Source organism: Pelagerythrobacter marensis, assembly GCF_001028625.1.
Taxonomy (GTDB): Bacteria; Pseudomonadota; Alphaproteobacteria; order Sphingomonadales; family Sphingomonadaceae; genus Pelagerythrobacter; species Pelagerythrobacter marensis.
The window spans coordinates 1,229,813-1,248,642 of sequence record NZ_CP011805.1; the positions used below are offsets into that span (position 1 = coordinate 1,229,813).

Sequence of the window (18,830 nt, forward strand, 5' to 3'; positions counted from 1 at the left end):
GCCCCGGCTTGCCGAGGGCAAACCGGAGAGAGGAGTGTCCCGATGGCCTACACAGATTCCCGATCGCGGAACGACCGCATCAAATCGGTTGCCGGCGTGGTCGCCGTTCATGGTGCGCTCGGCTATGCCCTGCTGGTCGGCCTTCAGGCGACCGGCGTTATCGAGCAGACGCCGCGCCTGACCGGCGAGACGGTGACCAGTGTCCCGATCCCGCCCGAGCCGGAACCCGTCCCGCCCAGCCCGGAACCGGCGGCGGCCAGCACCCCGACAACGGCCCCGCCCCCGCCAATTGCGCTGTCGGATGCCCGGCCTGATATCGAGGTAGTCGACATCGAACTGCCGCCCATTGCGAGCGACACGCGTCTCGCGCCGCTGCCCGTCCCGTCTCCAGCACCCTCCGCCAGTCTGGGCACTGGGGTGGAGCCGGTCGTGGCCAGCCCGCGCAACGACCCGTCACGCTGGGTGACTCAGGCCGACTATCGTTCGTCATGGATCAATCGCGAGCTGACCGGCGTGGCGCGTTTCCGGCTGGACGTGGGGGCCGACGGACGAGTGCGCAATTGCACGATCACCGGCTCCAGCGGCCATGCGGAATTGGACCGGGCAACCTGCGACCTCGTGACCCGTCGCGCCCGGTTCGACGCGGCGCGCAACGCGCAGGGCACCGCCGCCGCGGGCAGCTATGCCAACGCGGTCGCATGGCAAATCCCGGACTGACGGCGAGGCCGCGTGCCGTTATTCGGCGGCGTCCTGCTCGATCCTGTCGAGCGGGGCGTCTCCGTCCGAAGTCGGCACCGTCCAGATCGCGATATTGGCAAAGCAGACCAGCGCGAGCACGACCATCAGCACGGCCTGTTTAACAGAGCCGCCCTTGCGCCACAGGACGAAGGCGCCGACCAGCAGTGCGAAGCCGGCGAGCATGACGATGGAAAGCACGGCACCCATTGTCTTCAGCCGCGCAGTTTGCCGGCCATGCCGATAATGTCATCCAGCGGATTGCCGTCGCCGTCGAAATCCAGCATCGCGCCGATCCCGCCCAGGCCCCCTGCCGCGGCACCGCCGCCGGCCGATCCGGCGCGATTGCCGCCCAGCATGCCGCCAAGGATATTGCCGAGTATCCCGCCCCCGCCGCTCGCAGCGGGCGAACCTTGCGCATCGCCGCCACCGGCACGCGAGGAAAGGTAACCGCCGACCAGCATCGCCAGAATCGGCAGCATCTTCTTCAACAGTGCCGGGTCCAGCCCGCTTTGCTGCGAAGCATGGCCCGCGACCTGCCGGCTGACATCTTTCGAACCGAAAATCTGGCCGAGCACCTCGTTGCCGCGGGAAACCTCCGTCGGCTGCGGGCCGAGCACGTTTTCCATCAGCGCGCCGCCGCCGAGCGTGCCGAGCATCCCGACGAGATCGCCGATTCCGCCGCCACCCGCGCTGCCGCCCTGACCCCGCTTGCTAAAGCCGCCCAGGATCGCGGGCAACAACGATTCCGCCCCGCTGGCCGCCTGACCTTCGCTGATCCCAAGCTGGCTTGCCATCGCGTCCAGGCCGCCGCTTTGTCTAAGTACATCAAGTATATCCATAAACCGGCTTCCTGTAGTAGCGTGTCATCACGGCGACATGCCGCAGCATGAGACTAGGGCGTTCGGCAAGGCAGCGGAAGTAAAAGAGTCTGTCCTTTCCGGATATCCGGTTTCCCAGCGCAGGCCGAGCGGGCCCGCGCCAAAAAGGAGTAACGAGATGGGTATCTTCAGTTCGATCAAGAATGCGATCTTCGGCAGCGACAAAAAGGACGAAAAGCCCGCCGCAGCGCCGGCCGCCACCCCTGCAGCGGCCCCCGCCGCATCGCAGCCGCGCGCGATCGACGAGGTGGACGTTGCTGCGCGTCTGGATGCGATGCCCGGCGCGGACAAGCTCAACTGGCGCACGTCGATCGTGGACCTGATGAAGCTGATCAATGTCGATTCGAGCTATCAGAATCGCAAGGAGCTGGCGCAGGAACTGGGCAATGCCGATTATTCCGGATCGGCCGAAGACAACATCCTGCTCCATCGCCAGACGATGCGCGAACTGGCGAAGAATGGCGGGAAAGTGCCGGCTGAATTTACCGACTGACCGCCGACCGGGTCATTCCCATCGCGCCGTTTGACACCTGCGGGCGACGGGGCCAGACATCTGGCATGACCCACATCACGACTTCGATCACCCGACGCCAGGCCCTCGCCGGGCTTGGCGCGGGTGCCTCGCTGGTTGCGCTCGGCGGTTGCCAGCGCGCCCTTGCCGAAAACGCCGTCCCCGCCGGAACCGCCGGCCCCGGCGCTACCGGGGGAGCAGGCGCCGCCCTGCTGGAAAACGTCGCTTACAATCTCCTCGCGCATGAGCCGGAACGGGCGACCGGGCTGGGGGTCGACACCGGCGCTCATGCCGTGCTGCGCTCGCGGCTGGAAGACCAGTCGGCAGCCGGACAGCGGGCCTATGCCGAAACCCTGCGCGCCGATCTGGCGCGGGTGCGCGCGTTCGACACCGCGACGCTCGATGCCGATACGCGGACCAGCTTCGAAGTGGTCGAGAGCGCCTATTCCACCGCGCTCGACGGGTTTGCCCTGCCCTATGGCGATGTCGCGGTCGGCAGCTGGCGCAATTCGCCTTACGTCGTGATCCAGAACGTCGGCACCTATATCGACATACCGCGTTTCATGGACACGACCCATCCGGTGCGCGATGCCGCCGATGCGCAGGCCTACCTCGCGCGGCTGGAGGCTTTGCCCGCGGTGCTCGATGGAGAGCTGGCGCGTATCCGGCAGGCGCGGGAAATGGGCGTGGTTCCGCCCGATTTCCTGCTCGACAAGGCCATCGCGCAGATGGAACAGACGATTGCCGAAACCGCCGGCGGCGGCGCGCTGGCCGAATCGCTCGCCACGCGAACGCGCGAGGCGGGGATCGAAGGCGACTGGGGCCGGCAGGCGACCGCACTGGTCGGCGGCCCGATTACCGAAGCCCTGCGCCGCCAGCTCGCCGAATTGCGGGCAGAGCGTGCGGTGGCGAAATCCGACGCGGGCATGTGGGCGCAGCCGCAGGGCGACGAATGGTATGCCTGGGGGCTGCGCGCGGCGACCACGACCACGCTTTCGCCCAACGAGATCCACCAGATCGGTCTCGACGAACTGGCCGCGCTGCACGGGCAGATGGACCCGATCCTGAAGGACATCGGCTATACCACCGGCAGCGTGGGCGAACGGATGCGCGCCCTGGCCGAAGACCCGCGCTATAAATTTGCCGAAGGCGATCCGGGGCGGAAGGAAATCATGGATTTCATCCACGACCGGATTGCGTGGATCAAGTCGCAGATGCCGCGCGCGTTCAACACGCTGGTCGATCCCAATCTGGAAGTGCGCCGCCTGCCGCTCGCCGAAGAACCCGGCGCGCCAGGCGCCTATGGCGGCGCGGGCAGCAAGGACGGTTCGATCCCCGGCCGCATGTGGATCAACCTGCGCACGACCGACCTGCACCGCAAGTACGACTTGGCCGACCTGACGTATCACGAGACGATCCCCGGTCATGTGTGGGAAGGCGAATATTCGAACCGCCTCCCGCTGATCCGCTCGATCCTGTCGTTCAGCGCCTTTTCCGAAGGCTGGGCGCTCTATGCCGAACAGATCGCCGACGAGCTGGGCGCTTACGACGATTTCAAGGTCGGGCGCCTCGGCTATCTGCAAAGCCTGGCCTTCCGCGCCTGCCGCCTGGTGGTCGACACCGGGTTGCACCACAAGCGCTGGACGCGCGAACAGGGGCGGCAATTCTTCGTCGAGCGCAACGGATCGAAGCCTGACGAGGTGGCGAGCGAAGTCGATCGTTACTGCTCGTGGCCGGGCCAGGCCTGCGGTTACAAGATCGGCCACAGCGAAATCGGCCGGCAGCGCGCACGGGCGCAGGCCGCGCTGGGCGATGCCTACAGCTTCAGGGCGTTCAACGATGCCGTGGTGCTGGGCGGCAATGCCCCGCTGGACGTGATGGCGAAGAACGTCGGCCGCTATATCGAGCGTGCAGCGGGCTGAGCGCTATTGGTCGGCGAGGGAGAGGGCGATCTCCTCCCCTTCCCGCAGCACCGTCAGGCGCTCCACCGTTTCCGGGCGGGCTTCGGCGGCCAGCCAGCGCATCGTCTCGCACCGGTTGGCCGGGCCGATTTCGGGCAAGCGCGCGCCGTCTATCGCCACGATCCTGTCCCCGCTGCGCAAGCCCGCTCGCGCGGCGGGCGAGCCTTCGAACACCTGGGTGACCTGAACCAAGCCCCCCGCAATGGCGAGCGAATAGCCCGCCTCGTCACGGGCTGGTGCGGGGTCGGTGCGCGGCTCCAGAACCAGCTTCTGTCCCGGATAGTCGAGCGTGACGATATAGCTGTCCAGCAGGCCCGTGCCGATCAGGCTGGGCGGCACGACGCGGGTCGTGGCGCGAACCGGGCCAATCGCCCGGCCGCCAAGGGCAAAGTCGTCGAGGGTGAACCGCTCCAGCGGCGCGGGCGCGCCCATGCCGCCGGCCGATACGCCGTGCGATCCGTGCCCACGAACGTGGCTGCCCGGCACGATCGCGCCGCGCACGGCCGGGTCCGCGGCCGCTTTGTCGTAAAGCACCACGGCTTCGCCCGATCCCGTATCGAACAGCAGCCGGTCGGAAAACGCGCCGATGCGATAATCGGAAATCGGCGGATGGGGATATCCTGCAGGATGAAGCGGCGCGACCACTGCGGCGCCATCGGCGGGCGGCATGGCGCCGGGCGCGCCGATCGTCATTTCCCCCGCCTGCGCGTCGATCCGCCAGGCGCTGCCGGGCAGGATCTCCGACCCGATCACCCCGCCATCGAAGACGCAGGGGCCCAGTTCGATATCGGCAAAGTCGAAAATCAGCACGGGCACCTGGCGGAACACGACACCGCCGATTTCCAGCCGGTCGAGTAGCGCGAAATCCATCGTGACCTGCGCCCCGTTGGCATCGCGCCCGGTGTTGGAGCCGACCGGGCGCAGGCCCAGCTCGTCCGCCAGTTCGCGCGCGATCATGCTGGGCGATCCGGTGTCGAACACGAATTCGCGCGCGACACCATTGGCCTGCGCCTCGATCACCAGCATGTGACGATGGCGTTCGAACGGGATGACGGTGGTGGGTGCGGGATGCTCCACTGCGACAGGTCGGGCGAGGACGGCCGCCAGTTCGGGGCCTTCCGCCAGCGCCGGGCTTTCCGCCGAGGCGACATCGCTCGCCAACGCCGCGCCCGTCAGCGCCGAGGCACCCAGCGCCGAGCTCAGGGCCGCCAGCCCGATCGTTATTCCGCCAGCACGGATGGCCCGTCTCCCTGCGATGAATCCGCAGCAGGAGAATGCGGAAACACCGCGCGATTGCAAGCAAGACATGCAGGCGCGCGCGAGGCATTTTCAGCACGCAGCGTGCATACGCAAACATCCGGCGGCGAGCCCGGACAGTAACGCCTTGAAAAAGCGCCGGAACCATATCCAGCAAAGGAACCGCGCGGCCGGCGCATCGCCAGGGCGTGCGCACAGATTGGGGCAGGCGGGCGGGGATTTTTCCTGTCTGCGAACGGCCGGTGTACGCTCGTCCCGCGGCGCGTCCGGCTCGGCTCTCTTTCACGGCAATCGGCAGGCGGAGGGCAAGAGCTCGCGCACAGTCCCATCCGGCCTCGCGGCTGATCCGCCGCGCCACCGACGCCCGCTCCGCCTGCGGGGAGAGCCTGCCCGGACAAGGGGGGACAGGGTGCCTGCAAGGCGCGTGGGCGCGCATCCGATTGCGGCTTCCGGCTACGGTTCGGGTCGAGCTCGACGGTCTGACCATGACCGCCCGCCCGCGCGCACCTGCGCCGGCCGCGTCGCTGCCTGGCCCATAGAGGCCGAACGGCGAAGGAGGGAGGCAAGCCGGTCTCGCCCGCTCCCGGTCCTTGAGCCCCTGTGAGGGGCAAGGGCGGCGGAATGAATAACCTAATTGGTTAGATTTGTCAAGTTGAAACACCGGTTGTGCGCTTCCGGCGCGATGACATGCCCGATCCCCCGCGAAGGCGGGGGTCTCAGGAGGCCGTAGCCGTTCCGCCTGACAGCCCGAGCCCCCGCCTTCGCGGGGGATCGGAAGGGGCCAATCTTAAGAGGAGACCAGCCCACGCAAGGCTGCGAAGCGCGGTGGCGTGGTGGCGCGGCGCGCCTTAGCTTGAGATGGCGCTGACGCCGAGGAAGTCGGGCTGCGGCCCGTTCCATTCGCCGGGAGGAACCGGTGCGTCCTGTTCGTCGCGGCGATTGCGGCGGCCACCGGCGGCCCGCTCGCTGCGCGGAGCGGACTTTTCGCGGCGCGGCTTTGCCGGGGCACGATCTTTCCGGCGGCTGGTATCTTCCGTCTCTGCCGGTGCCTGTTCGCGCGATTCCTGCTGTTCCGTTTCCTGCGCATCATCGCGCTGGCGGCGGGTGCGGCGCGGCTTCTTCTCGCCGGCTTCGCCTTTGGCTTCTTCACGCGGAGCGGGGTCGGGCTTCAGTTCGACCCGAACGTCGGCCTTGCCGAAAACCGGGATTTCCGATCCGGTCAGCTTCTCGACATTCTCGATCGCTTCGGCATCTTCTTCCGCGACCAGGGTGAAGGCGCGGCCCTTGGCCCCTGCCCGCCCCGTCCGGCCGATCCGGTGAACGTAATCGTCGGGGTGCCAGGGCGTGTCGAAATTGAACACGTGGCTGACGCCCTTGATGTCCAGCCCGCGCGCGGCGACATCGCTGGCGACGAGGATGTTCACCTCGCCGCCCTTGAACCGGTTGAGTTCGGCAATGCGGCTGGTCTGATCCATGTCGCCGTGGATCTCTCCGCTGGCGAAACCGTGACTTTGCAGGCTCTTGTTCAATTCGCGAACGGTAGTCTTGCGATTGGCGAAGATGATCGCGGTTTCGACCATGTCGTTCGCCAGCAGCCAGCGCAGCGTTTCCCGCTTTTGGCGTGCCTTCACCGGCACCTTGAATGCGGTGATATCCTTGTTCGTGCTGGCCGCGCGGCTGACTTCGATCCGTTTGGGATTGTCGAGGAACTTCTTGGCCAGTTTCTCGATCGGCGGCGGCATCGTCGCCGAAAACAGCATCGTCTGGCGGGTTTCGGGCAGCTTGGAACAGATGAACTCGATATCGGGGATGAAGCCCATGTCGAGCATCCGGTCCGCCTCGTCGATCACCAGCAGATCGCATCCGTTGAGCAGGATCTTGCCCCGTTCGAACAGGTCCATCAGCCGGCCCGGCGTCGCGATCAGGACATCGACCCCGTCGTTCAGCGCCTTGACCTGATCGCCCATCTGCACGCCGCCGATCAGCAGCGCCATCTTGAGATCGTGGTTGGTGCCGTATTTCTCGAAGTTTTCCGCAACCTGGGCGGCCAGTTCGCGGGTCGGCTCCAGGATCAGGCTGCGCGGCATCAGCGCGCGGCGCCGACCGCTGGAAAGAATGTCGATCATCGGCAGCACGAAACTGGCCGTCTTGCCGGTGCCGGTCTGCGCGATACCGATGATGTCCTTCATCATCAGCACGGGCGGAATGGCCTGCGCCTGGATCGGCGTCGGCTCGCTATATCCGGCGGTTTCGACCGCCTTGAGCAGTTCGGGGGATAGGCCGAGATCGGCGAAAGTCATGCGGTAGGTGCTGTCCGGGTCATTGGCGAAAGCCAGGCAGGCGCGCTTCGCACCTGCACAATCGCCGCGCCCTTTGCGCGGCGCGAGGCGAAAAGTCAAGAAAAGCCCGCATCGCGGCGAACCGCGCGATCAGTCGCGTTCGGCCACAAGCCGGCGCAGCGCCTGCACTTCGCATTTGACCCCGTTTCGCGATTGCAGCTTGTCGCGATCGACGCACAGCTTCCCGTCGGAATTCCGCTCCAGATAGAAGCCCGAATAGAAATCGCGCGCAAAGCACGACCTTTCGAGGCGCGCGGCATAGACCCGCCGGTCGCGCGTGAAGAGCATCAGGCGATTATCGCGCGAAGGCTGCACCGCGCGGATCGAGGCGACCGGCAGGCACTTGCCCGCTTTCCGCTCCACCACCCGCGTCGCGCTGGCCTGCGGCGCGACGAATGCCGACATGCCCTGCCGGCCTGCGTCGCTGCTGGGGGCAATGCGGATGATGACCCGCTGTTCTATCCGCACCTGCCGCTGGACCGGGGTTTCGTACACCGCCTCCAGCGCCAGCCAGCCCGGTGCGCGTTCGCCCGGAACCGCGCTTTCCGCAGCGTCCGGCAACAGCCGGCCCTCGGCCACGCCTGCGGGCTGCGGCGGCGCGAACAGCAGCAGCAAGGGGGAAAGGATGGCAGCGGGGCTGGTCATCGGGGCGGGTCGCTGTCTCCGTAAGAGCGGCTGGGGAAGGCGCGCATGACGCCATATCGCCCTTACTGCCTAGCGCAAACGCTTGAATGCAGGCTTAATCCGCTCGCCGGCTGCGGCAAGCGTGTGGCAACGGGGCGAAAGACTGTGCCATAGGGGCCCGATGCGCGACCCCGATTCCTTCCTCGCCGCAGCGGCGGACCTGCTCGGCCAGCGCGGTTTCACCCGCGATCCGGAGCTGATGGATGCCTGGCTGACCGACTGGCGCGGGCGCTATACCGGCCGGGCGCTGGCCCTGGCCTCCCCCGCATCGACCGCCGAAGTTTCCGCCCTGATGCGTCTGTGCGCCCGGCACCGGGTGCCGATCGTGCCCCAGGGCGGCAACAGCGGCATGTCGGGCGGCGCCACCCCCGACGATAGCGGGCAGGCGCTGGTTCTCTCACTGCGCCGGATGGACGCGATCCGCACGATCGACCGCGATGCGCGGCAGGCGGTGTGCGAGGCGGGGGTCGTGCTCCAGACACTGCACGAAGCGGCTGCGGCCGAGCGGCTGCGGTTCCCGCTGACGCTGGGGGGCAAGGGGTCCGCGACTGTCGGCGGGCTGATCGCGACCAATGCCGGGGGCACCCAGGTCCTGCGCCACGGCACGATGCGCGCGCAGGTTCTGGGGCTGGAGGGAGTGCTGGCCGACGGCAGCGTGTTCGATACGCTCACTCCGCTGAAGAAGGACAATCGCGGGTTCGATCTCAAGCAGCTCCTGATCGGGTCGGAAGGGACGCTGGGCGTGATTACCGCCGCGACATTGCGCCTCCTGCCCGAAATCGGGGGCCGTGTCGTGTTGTGGGCCGGGCTCAATTCGATCTCCGACGCGCGCCGCCTGCTGCTCCATTGCGAAGCGCGGGCGGGCGGCGAGATGGAAGGGTTCGAGGTGATCCCGGCGCATTCGCTTGCCGCCGTGCTCGACCATCTGCCCGATGCCCGCAGCCCGCTGGCCGGGGATCATCGCTGGCACGCATTGATAGAGCTGGTGGGCGGCCCGGGCGAGGCGGACCGCCTTCCCGCCCTCGCCGAAAGCCTTCTGGGCCAGGCGTTCGAGGCCGGGCTGGTCGAAGACGCGACGATCGCCGCCAATGAAGCGCAGGCGGAGCAGTTCTGGCTGCTGCGCGATTCGATCTCCCCGGCGGAACGGGCGATCGGCCCGGCGATGCAGCACGATATCTCCGTTCCGGTGGACCGCATGGCCGCCTTCGTCGAACACGCGGTGCCGGAGGTGGAGGCCCGCTTTTCCGGCACCCGCGCGGTCGCCTTCGGCCACCTGGGCGACGGCAACGTCCATTTCCACGTGCTTGCCCCGCAAGGCGCCCCGCGCGGCGAATGGGAAGATGGCGAAGGCAAGGCAATCAGCTCCTTCGTGCACGATCTGGTGACCGACTGGGGCGGTTCGATCAGTGCCGAACACGGCATCGGCCAGATGAAGCGCGACGAACTGGAACGCCTGGGCGATCCGGTGGCGATGGCCATGATGCGCAGCGTCAAGCAAGCGCTTGACCCGCAAGGGCTGCTCAACCCCGGCAAACTCGTTGCGCTTGCGCCGGGAGCTTCCAGCAACTAAGCGCGCCCGATGCGCGGGGCCCGGTCCCTGCCCAACCGATATTTCTAGCGACCCGGAGAGATTTCAATGGCCAGCGCGCCCCAGCCTAACCTGCCCCTGTTTTATAACGACCTGATGCCGCTCAACAGCCGCGATCATGCGAAGTGGAATACGCGCACGATCGAATCTGCCAAGTGGCTTTCCGGTCAGCACGCGATCCCGCTGACGGTGGACGAATTCGTCCAGGCGCAGCGCGATTTCCCCATCGTTTTCTCGTCCGGCGACAACCCGCTGCCGCTGGCCCTGATGGGCCTCAACGAAGGCGTGAACACTTTCGTCGACGAAGAAGGCAAAGTGAACGATCCGGTTTACCTGCCGGCCTATATCCGTCGCTACCCCTTCATGCTCGCGCGGCTCAATCAGGATTCGGACGAGCTTTCGCTCTGCTTCGACCCGACGACCGAAGCGGTCGGCGAGTTCAAGGAAGGCGAATCGCTGTTCGACGACGAGAGCAAGCCGACCGCCGCAACCCAGCGCATTCTCGAATTCTGCCAGCACTTCGAAGAAGCCGGCCAGCGGACGAAGAACTTCGTCGACGAGCTGAAGAAGCACGAACTGCTGATGGATGGAGAAATCGCCATCACGCAGCAGGACAACCCCGATAATCCTTACGTCTATCGCGGTTTCCAGATGGTCAATCAGGAAAAGCTGCGCGAAGTGCGTGGCGACGTTCTGCGGACCTGGAACCAGAACGGCCTGCTCGCGCTGATCAACGCGCACCTGTTCTCGCTCGATCTGATGCGCTCCATCTTCGCGCGTCAGCAGCAGCAGGGCAAGGGTCCGCAGATCGCCGGCGAAGCCAAGGGCGGCGATGCCGGCACGAATGCCAAGGCGAAGGACGCCAAGGCCAAGGACGCGAAAGCCAAAGGCTGACGCCGCGATGAAGCGATAATTCCGGGCGTCGGGCGGGGTTGAAACGACCCCCGCCCGCCCCTAGATTGTCCTCGTCGGGATGGCACTCCCCCCTCATGGCCTCCCGACTGGTGCACTTCGGTGCACCTCCTCCCTGAACCTTGGCCACCTCGTGCATTTTGCACGAGGTGGTTTTTTCTTGTCCGGTTGTGGCTACTCGGCGGCCAGCGGCTGGGCGCTACCGCGCCCCAATGTCGCAACCGCATCGCCCAGCTCGCGCACCAGGCCGGTCAGCAATCGGACGATTGCGGGCGCCCGCGCCGAAGGTTCTGCGAAAGCCGCATCGAGATAAGTCGTCCGGCACAGCTCCAGCTGGATCGCATGAAGCCCGCGCTGGGGCGCGGCATGGCGGTCGAGAATATAGCCGCCGGCATAGGGGCGATTGTGCGCTGCACGACGCTCATTCCGCGCCAGATAGGCCAGGGCCTGCGCCGACAGGGCGTGATCGCTGGCCGCGCCAAACCGGTCGCCGACGACGAATTCCGCCGGGCGATCGCCGGGAACGCGCGGCTTCAGCGGCGGCATCGAATGCAGATCGAGCAGCAGGGCCGCGCCCCAGCGATCGCGCAAGGCATCCAGCGCCTCCGCCAAGGCCCGGTGGTATGGCCGATGGATCTGTTCGATCCGCGCATCCAGATCGACCCGCGCAATCGGCCCCTTCCAGATTTCACCCAGCCCGCCTAGCCGCCGCGGAACCAGCCCCAGCCCGCTGCGCGACCGCCGGTTATGCAGCGAATGGCGGACCGGGCCGGGCGGCGGCCCCTGCACCATCGACCAGTCGACATCCTCGCAGGAACGGTTGAGATCGATCATCGCGCGCGGCGCATGGGCCACCAGCAGCCCGGCACCCGTGGCGGCGGCAATGTCGCGCGCCAGCAGGTCGACGTGGCGATCCTCCAGCCGCAGCGCGCTATATCCCGGATCGCGCATCGCCTCGCGCAGAGCGGGCGGATAGACTTTTCCGGCATGGGGCGCAGCGATCAGCACCGGAATCGGCGTGTCGGCAGGCAGATGCAACGCAAAGGCCGGCTCCCCCGCGCCAGCGCCGCTGCCGGGAATGGCTCCGCCGAACACGGTGCCCGCCGGATCGGGCGCGGATCGCTGGTCGTGCATGGCGCCCCTTGTCCGCAATTGATCGGCCTGTGTCAAAGCAGGTCTGTACCAAAGCAGGGCAGTCCCGATGCGACCAAAGATTTCTTAAGCGCGCTGGGATAGGACCGCCGGCATGACGATGACCAGCCGCCTTCGAATCCTCCTTGCAGAAGACGAGGAAGCCATGCGGGACTATCTCGCAGGCGCCCTGCAGAACGCCGGCTACGAAGTGGTCGCCGTGGATCGCGGGACCGAGGCGGTGCCGCTGCTCGAATCGCAGCACTTCGATCTGCTCCTGTCCGATATCGTGATGCCGGAAATGGACGGGATCGAACTGGCCCAGCGATGCAACGACATCAGCCCGCGGACCAAGATCATGTTCATCACCGGCTTTGCCGCGGTAACGCTGAAGGCCAACCGCGATCTGCCCAAGGCGAAAGTGCTGTCGAAACCGTTCCACCTGCGCGATCTGGTGCTGGAAGTGGAGCGCATGTTCGAAGACCGGCACGCCCCGGCCTGACCCGCATTATTCAGGGCTTGCGCGGGGGCGGGCCAGTCGCTAGATGGCGCGCCTGCCGCACGTCGCGGCCCACCGATGGATCGGGCGTATAGCTCAGTGGTAGAGCACTGTGTTGACATCGCAGGGGTCGGAAGTTCAACTCTTCCTACGCCCACCATCGAACCGGGACCGGACCGGAAACGCAAGAAGGCGCCGTGAAAACGGCGCCTTCTTCGTATGCGGGGCGGACAAGTGCCCTACCCTAGCCGCCGCCCCGGTTGTTGCCCCGGCCCGGGACGGTCCAGCCCTTCCCTTGCGCGCTCCCCCTCCTCTGCTAAAGCCCGCCCAAATCCATCCGACACCTTCCCAGGAAAACAGACAGGGCAGACATGCAGAAAATTCAGGTCAAGAACCCCATCGTCGAACTCGACGGCGACGAAATGACGCGCATCATTTGGGAATGGATCCGCGAACGGCTGATCCTTCCCTATCTCGACGTCGACCTGAAATACTACGACCTGTCGATCCAGAAGCGCGACGAAACCGACGACCAGATCACGGTCGATGCCGCCAATGCGATCAAGCAGCATGGCGTCGGCGTGAAATGCGCCACGATCACCCCGGACGAAGCGCGGGTTGAGGAATTCAGCCTCAAGAAAATGTGGGTCAGCCCCAATGGCACGATCCGCAATATCCTCGGCGGCGTCGTCTTCCGCGAACCGATCGTGATCGACAACGTGCCGCGGCTGGTCCCCGGCTGGACCGATCCGATCGTGGTCGGCCGCCATGCCTTCGGCGACCAGTATCGCGCCAAGGACACGCTGATCCCCGGCAAGGGCAAGCTGCGGCTGGTGTTCGAGGGCGAGGACGGCGAGAACATCGATATCGACGTGTTCGAATTCCCCAGCTCGGGCGTCGCGATGGCGATGTACAACCTCGACGATTCGATCCGCGATTTCGCCCGCGCCAGCATGAACTATGGCCTCGATCGCGGCTGGCCGGTTTACCTGTCGACCAAGAACACCATCCTCAAGAAGTACGATGGCCGCTTCAAGGATCTGTTCCAGGAAGTTTTCGACAACGAATTCAAGGATAAGTTCGCGAAAGCGGAAATCACCTACGAACATCGTCTGATCGACGACATGGTTGCATCGGCGCTGAAGTGGAATGGCAAGTTCGTCTGGGCCTGCAAGAACTACGACGGCGACGTGCAGTCCGATACGGTGGCCCAGGGCTTCGGCTCGCTCGGCCTGATGACCAGCGTGCTGATGACGCCCGACGGCAAGACCGTCGAGGCGGAGGCCGCGCACGGCACCGTCACCCGCCACTATCGCCAGCACCAGGAAGGCAAGGCGACCAGCACCAATCCGATCGCCAGCATCTTCGCCTGGACCCGCGGCCTGATGTATCGCGGCAAGTTCGACGGCACGCCCGACGTGGTGCGGTTCGCCGAAACCCTGGAGAAAGTCTGCATCAACACGGTCGAACGCGGCCAGATGACCAAGGATCTGGCGCTGCTGATCGGCCCCGGCCAGAACTGGCTGACGACCGAGCAGTTCTTCGAAGCGATCGTGAACAATCTCGAAACCGAGATGGCCGACTGGAAGTGAAACGATTTCCCCCTTCCGCCGTTGTTCGAACAGTGACGGAAGGGGGACTATTCACCAGTGGCTAGAGCACCGAGGAAGAAGCCTGCGGCCCGCCGCAAGGCGCCCGAACGGTTCGGCAAGCGCCGGCTGGAAGTCCGCAATGCGCGGGCGAAGGACATTCGCGGCATCGCCGCGCTCGTCCGCCGGGTGTATGAGGATATGCCCGCCTATACCCACGGCGAGATTCGCGGGCAGATCAACAATTTTCCGGAAGGCTGCTTCGTCGCCCTGCTCGACGAGGAAGTCGTCGGCTATTGCGCGACCATGCAGATCGCCGAAGCGCTGGCGTTTCAGGAACATACCTGGGACGAAATCACCGGCAACGGATTCGGCAGCCGGCACGATCCGACCGGCGACTGGCTCTATGGCTACGAAATGTGCGTCGATCCCAAGGTGCGCGGCGTGCGTATCGGCCGGCGCCTTTACGAAGAACGCCGCGCGCTGGCCGAGGAACGCGACCTTGCCGGAATAGTCTTCGCCGGCCGCATGCCCAACTATCGCCGCAACAAGCGCAAGGTGGACGGGCCGGAAGATTACCTCGAACAAGTGGTTGCCGGGCGGCTTCACGATCCGGTCCTGCGCTTCCAGCTCGCCAACGGGTTCGAACCGGAACGGATCATCGCCGGCTATCTGCCCGAAGACAAGAAATCCGAAGCCAACGCCGTGATGATGGTCTGGCGCAACCCTTATGTGGAGCGCGACCAGCCAGCGAAGAAGCGCCTGCCGCGCGGGGTGGAGGCAGTGCGCGTGGCGACCTGCCAGCTCCAGGCACGGGCCGTCGCCGACTATGCCGAATTCATGCGCGCGATCGAATATTTCGTCGATGTGGCAAGCGATTACGAATCGGACTTCATCGTCTTTCCTGAAATGTTCACGCTCCAGCTCCTCAGTTTCGAGGAGAAGGTTCTGTCGCCGGTGGAGGCGATTGCGCGCCTTTCGGAATATACCCCGCGGATCAAGACCGACCTGTCCGACATGGCGATGCGCTACAACATCAATATCGTCGCCGGATCGCACCCGACGCGGATGGACGACGACGATATTCACAACGTCGCCTATGTCTGCCTGCGCGATGGATCGGTGCACGAGCAGGAGAAGATCCACCCTACCCCCAACGAACGGTACTGGTGGAACATTCGCGGCGGCGATTCAATTGATGTGATCCCGACCGACTGCGGGCCGATCGGGGTGCTGATCTGTTACGACAGCGAATTTCCCGAACTTGCCCGCCGCCTGGCCGACGAAGGCGCGCGAATCATCTTCGTCCCGTTCTGCACCGACAGCCGCCAGGGCTATCTGCGTGTCCGCTATTGCGGGCAGGCACGCGCGATTGAAAACCAGTGCTTCGTCGTCCTGTCGGGCAATGTCGGCAACCTGCCCAACGTCGCCAACATGGATATCCAGTACGCGCAGAGCTGTATCCTCACGCCCTGCGATTTCCCCTTCGCGCGCGACGGTATCGCGGCGGAAGCGAGCGAGAACGTCGAAACGCTGACGATCAGCGACATCAACCTGGCCGACCTGTCCTGGGCCCGCGCCGAAGGCACCGTGCGCAACCTGGCCGACCGGCGGTTCGACCTCTACCGCATCGAATGGGACGAAGGCGGGAAACACCCCGGCAAACCGCGCCCCCGCCGCGAACCGCTCGGCCCCTCGACCGTCGGCGGAGGTTAGCGTTGCTGCGGCGCCTGGGGTGAACGAACCCGCTCGCGCCGGACGCCAAGCCCGATCACCCGGCCGGGAATACGCCGCAACAGCGGAAAACGGTCCAGCAGCCGCACGATCCACGGTGCACGCTCTATCGGCCGGCCCGAAAGAACCCGGCCGATCACATTGTCCTGAAGCGTCTTCTGCCCGGTCTGGATCACCCGCGTCGGGAACAGACGCCGCTTCTGCACGCGGTTCAGCAGCGGATCGGGGTCCGCCCCACTCACCATCGGGCCGGCGAGCAGGTTGGCCGCGGCCACGGCATCCTGAATTGCAAGATTGATCCCGATACCGCCGATCGGGCTCATGGCATGGGCCGCGTCACCGATCGCCAGCAGGCCTGGCCGATGCCAGCGCGTCAGCCGGTCGAGCGAAACCACGAGCAGCTTCAGATCGTCGATGCTGTCGGGCTCTCCATCCGTCGGAAAACGGATATCGGGAAACGCGGCGGCGACCTGCGCGCGCACCCACGCCACGCCGCGCGCCCTGACCGCATCGGCCCCGCCCTTGGGCACCAGAAACGCCGTCTGCCAATATGTTCCGCGGTCGATCAGAATCACCATACGCCCGGTCTCCACCGATCCGCGCAGTGCATCGCCGGGATTATCGGCCTTGCCGAGATGGAACCAGAGCACGTCCATCGGCGCGCCCAGACTTTCCAGCGGAAGCAGATCTTGCGAGCGCACCAGCGAATCGCGCCCATCTGCCATGATGGTCAGCCGCGCGCGCAGCTCTTCACCGCCGGCAAGGCGCACGCCTGCGACCCGCCCATCTTCCTCTACCAGCGCATCGGCGCGCGATTCCATTCGCAGGCGAAAGCCGGGAAAGGCGGCCGCTTCGCTCCGCAGAAAATCGAGAAACTCCCACTGCGGCATCATCGCGATGAATGGCGCGGCCACCGACAGATGCGACAGGTCGCCCACGGTATAATCCCGGCCGGCGAAACGAACTTCCGCGTGGTCGAGCCGGTCGTGCGGCCGCGCGAGGAAGCGGTCCAGCATGCCGAGTTCGTGAAGCAGTTCCATCGTCGACGGGTGCACCGTGTCGCCGCGGAAATCGCGGAAGAAGTCGGCGTGCTTCTCCAGCACCGTGACTTGCAGGCCCGCGCGTGCAAACAGAAGCCCGGCCATCATCCCCGCCGGTCCGCCACCGACAATGACGATGTCGCGCAATTTGGTTTCGCCCATGCCGTGACAATGCCCGTCCCGCCGGTTAGGTGCAATCCATGGCCGGCGAGATTGCACCTACCCCTGCGCTATCGGATGCATTGGTGATTCTCGGCGCGGCAGGGATCGTCATTCCGGTCTTCACGCGTTTTCGCATCACCCCCGTGATCGGGTTCATCCTGATCGGCCTGGCAGTCGGGCCGTTCGGTCTGGGCAAGCTGGTTTACGAATACCCCTGGCTGGGGCACGTGACGATCAGCGATCCGGAGGGGCTGGAGCCCTTTGCCGAATTCGGGATCATCCTGCTGCTGTTCTCAATCGGCCTGGAATTATCCTTCAACCGATTGTGGCAATTGCGAAAACTCGTTTTCGGCCTCGGCGCGCTGGAACTGCTGATCATCGGTAGCTGTCTGGCGATCGCGCTATCGATGATGGGGCAGTACTGGACCGGCGCGATCGGCCTGGGGCTGGCGCTGGCGTTATCATCCACTGCCATTGTGCTGCCGATAGCGGGGACGCATTCGCCCGTCGGGCGCGCGGCGCTGGCCATGCTCCTGTTCGAAGATATCGCCATCGTGCCGATCATCTTCATGCTGGGCGCGATGGCCCCCAACGCCCAGGCCGAAGGGTGGGAGGGGCTGGTCGATACGCTGTGGCAGGGCGGGCTGGTCGTCGTCGCGCTGCTTGTCATCGGCCGGATCGCCCTGCCCCGGCTGTTCGCCCAGGCTGCGCGAACCAAAAGCCCCGAACTGTTTCTGGCCGCCAGCCTGCTGGTGGTGATCGGCGCCAGCCTGGCCACCGCGGTGGTCGGCCTGTCGCCCATCGTGGGCGCGCTGATCGCAGGCCTTCTGATCGCCGAAACCGAGTATCACGGCGAGATCGAAACGATCATGGAACCGTTCAAGGGCCTGGCCCTTGGCGTGTTCCTGATCACCGTGGGCATGAGCATCGACCTGACGACGATCTGGGACAATCTGGGCCCCATCGCGCTGGCGGTGGTTCTGGTGCTGTCGTTCAAGGCGCTCGTCACCGGCGTGCTGCTGCGCCTGATGGGTGCGCGGCGCGGCACTGCGGCGGAAACGGGTGTGCTGATGGCCAGCCCGTCGGAAACGACCCTGATCGTGCTGACCGCCGCCAGCTCGGCGCTGCTGATTCAGCCGGGTACGGCACAGTTCTGGCAGATCGTGACCGCCATCGGGCTGACCATTACCCCGATACTCGCCAAGCTGGGGCGCGCAATCGCCCGCCGGGTGGACGGGGTGCCCGACGTTTCGCCCGAACCCGATGGGGAGGCGCGCGTGATCATCGTCGGCGCCGGACGAGTCGGCCGGCTGGTTGCCGAAATGCTCAAAGTGCACGGGAAGCGGTACATCGCGCTCGATTCCGATTCCGATCTGATCGCCCGGGCAAAACGCGAAGGGTATTACGCCATTTTCGCCGACGCGGCGCGGCGCGACACGCTCCAGCGGCTGGACCTTGGAAACGCGCTGGCGCTGGTGCTGACGATGGACGAACCCGTTCTGGCACAACGGCTGGTGGCGAAAGTGCGCAAGCAATATCCTGACTTGCTGATCGTCGCGCGCGCGCGCGATTCGATCCACGCTGCCGAACTGTATCGCGCCGGCGCCAGCCATGCCGTGCCGGAAACGCTGGAAAGCTCGCTGCAATTGTCCGAAGCGGTGCTGGCCGACATCGGCGTGGCGATGGGGCCGGTGATCGCATCCATCCACGAAAAGCGCGACGAACTGCGCGAGCAGATCCAGAAAGACGGCGCATTGGAACGCAAGCCGAAGCTGCGCACCGGATCAGTCGAGGCGACCTAGCACTG

The 18,830-nt window shown here is 65.8% G+C and carries 16 protein-coding genes and 1 tRNA gene; 10 read left to right on the forward strand and 7 right to left on the reverse strand.

Annotated features, from left to right (window positions below):
* The first annotated feature begins 42 nt into the window (after positions 1-42).
* Entirely contained in the window at positions 43-717 is a 675-nt protein-coding gene (locus AM2010_RS05915; RefSeq protein ID WP_047806280.1) for an energy transducer TonB, read from the forward strand.
* An 18-nt stretch (positions 718-735) separates the two neighbouring features.
* On the opposite strand, the gene AM2010_RS05920 is transcribed toward AM2010_RS05915, so the two are convergent.
* Both AM2010_RS05920 and AM2010_RS05925 read right to left on the reverse strand, forming a co-directional pair.
* Positions 736-945: a hypothetical protein gene (locus AM2010_RS05920; RefSeq protein ID WP_047806281.1), complete on the reverse strand. Its 210-nt coding sequence runs from the start codon at positions 943-945 to the stop codon at positions 736-738.
* A gap of 5 nt (positions 946-950) precedes the next feature.
* Positions 951-1,577 (reverse strand): DUF937 domain-containing protein, encoded by a 627-nt coding sequence (locus AM2010_RS05925; protein WP_047806282.1) that lies wholly within the window; start codon positions 1,575-1,577, stop codon positions 951-953.
* A 157-nt stretch (positions 1,578-1,734) separates the two neighbouring features.
* On the opposite strand from AM2010_RS05925, the gene AM2010_RS05930 reads away from it, so the two are divergent.
* Positions 1,735-2,109, forward strand: coding sequence for a DUF3597 domain-containing protein (locus AM2010_RS05930; protein WP_047806283.1), 375 nt, complete (start codon positions 1,735-1,737; stop codon positions 2,107-2,109).
* Between the two features lie 65 nt (positions 2,110-2,174).
* Positions 2,175-4,049: a DUF885 domain-containing protein gene (locus tag AM2010_RS05935; RefSeq protein WP_047806284.1), complete on the forward strand. Its 1,875-nt coding sequence runs from the start codon at positions 2,175-2,177 to the stop codon at positions 4,047-4,049.
* A gap of 3 nt (positions 4,050-4,052) precedes the next feature.
* On the opposite strand, the gene AM2010_RS05940 is transcribed toward AM2010_RS05935, so the two are convergent.
* From AM2010_RS05940 to AM2010_RS05950, 3 genes are all read right to left on the reverse strand, one after another.
* Positions 4,053-5,249, reverse strand: coding sequence for an aspartyl protease family protein (locus AM2010_RS05940; RefSeq protein ID WP_169747781.1), 1,197 nt, complete (start codon positions 5,247-5,249; stop codon positions 4,053-4,055).
* A gap of 944 nt (positions 5,250-6,193) precedes the next feature.
* Positions 6,194-7,645: a DEAD/DEAH box helicase gene (locus AM2010_RS05945; RefSeq protein ID WP_047807746.1), complete on the reverse strand. Its 1,452-nt coding sequence runs from the start codon at positions 7,643-7,645 to the stop codon at positions 6,194-6,196.
* A gap of 129 nt (positions 7,646-7,774) precedes the next feature.
* Positions 7,775-8,329 carry a hypothetical protein gene (locus AM2010_RS05950; RefSeq protein ID WP_058350897.1) on the reverse strand — a complete coding sequence of 185 codons (555 nt, stop codon included), beginning with the start codon at positions 8,327-8,329 and terminating at the stop codon, positions 7,775-7,777.
* Positions 8,330-8,489: 160 nt separating this feature from the next.
* On the opposite strand from AM2010_RS05950, the gene AM2010_RS05955 reads away from it, so the two are divergent.
* Together AM2010_RS05955 and AM2010_RS05960 are read left to right on the forward strand one after the other, a co-directional pair.
* Positions 8,490-9,938 (forward strand): FAD-binding oxidoreductase, encoded by a 1,449-nt coding sequence (locus tag AM2010_RS05955; RefSeq protein ID WP_047806286.1) that lies wholly within the window; start codon positions 8,490-8,492, stop codon positions 9,936-9,938.
* A gap of 66 nt (positions 9,939-10,004) precedes the next feature.
* The gene (locus AM2010_RS05960; protein ID WP_082132811.1) at positions 10,005-10,850 is read left to right on the forward strand and encodes a SapC family protein; all 846 of its coding nucleotides are present in this window, start codon (positions 10,005-10,007) and stop codon (positions 10,848-10,850) included.
* A 192-nt stretch (positions 10,851-11,042) separates the two neighbouring features.
* Here AM2010_RS05960 and AM2010_RS05965 read toward each other — a convergent pair whose 3' ends face one another.
* Positions 11,043-12,002, reverse strand: coding sequence for an N-formylglutamate amidohydrolase (locus AM2010_RS05965; protein ID WP_047806287.1), 960 nt, complete (start codon positions 12,000-12,002; stop codon positions 11,043-11,045).
* 112 nt (positions 12,003-12,114) lie between these two features.
* Here AM2010_RS05965 and cpdR point away from each other — a divergent pair, with 112 nt between their 5' ends.
* The 4 genes from cpdR to AM2010_RS05985 all read left to right on the forward strand — a co-directional run bounded on the left by cpdR (position 12,115) and on the right by AM2010_RS05985 (position 15,803).
* Positions 12,115-12,501 (forward strand): cell cycle two-component system response regulator CpdR, encoded by a 387-nt coding sequence (gene cpdR, locus AM2010_RS05970; protein WP_047806288.1) that lies wholly within the window; start codon positions 12,115-12,117, stop codon positions 12,499-12,501.
* Between the two features lie 82 nt (positions 12,502-12,583).
* Positions 12,584-12,658 (forward strand) — tRNA-Val (locus AM2010_RS05975).
* A 211-nt stretch (positions 12,659-12,869) separates the two neighbouring features.
* The gene (locus AM2010_RS05980; RefSeq protein ID WP_047806289.1) at positions 12,870-14,090 is read left to right on the forward strand and encodes an NADP-dependent isocitrate dehydrogenase; all 1,221 of its coding nucleotides are present in this window, start codon (positions 12,870-12,872) and stop codon (positions 14,088-14,090) included.
* A 57-nt stretch (positions 14,091-14,147) separates the two neighbouring features.
* The gene (locus AM2010_RS05985) at positions 14,148-15,803 is read left to right on the forward strand and encodes a carbon-nitrogen hydrolase family protein (protein ID WP_047806290.1); all 1,656 of its coding nucleotides are present in this window, start codon (positions 14,148-14,150) and stop codon (positions 15,801-15,803) included.
* Here the strand turns inward: AM2010_RS05985 and AM2010_RS05990 are convergent.
* A complete protein-coding gene (locus AM2010_RS05990; protein WP_047806291.1) occupies positions 15,800-17,023 on the reverse strand; it encodes an FAD-dependent oxidoreductase in 1,224 nt (407 codons plus the stop codon). The genes AM2010_RS05985 and AM2010_RS05990 overlap by 4 nt on opposite strands.
* A 38-nt stretch (positions 17,024-17,061) precedes the next feature.
* On the opposite strand from AM2010_RS05990, the gene AM2010_RS05995 reads away from it, so the two are divergent.
* The gene (locus AM2010_RS05995) at positions 17,062-18,825 is read left to right on the forward strand and encodes a cation:proton antiporter domain-containing protein (RefSeq protein ID WP_047806292.1); all 1,764 of its coding nucleotides are present in this window, start codon (positions 17,062-17,064) and stop codon (positions 18,823-18,825) included.
* Positions 18,826-18,830 lie beyond the last annotated feature (5 nt).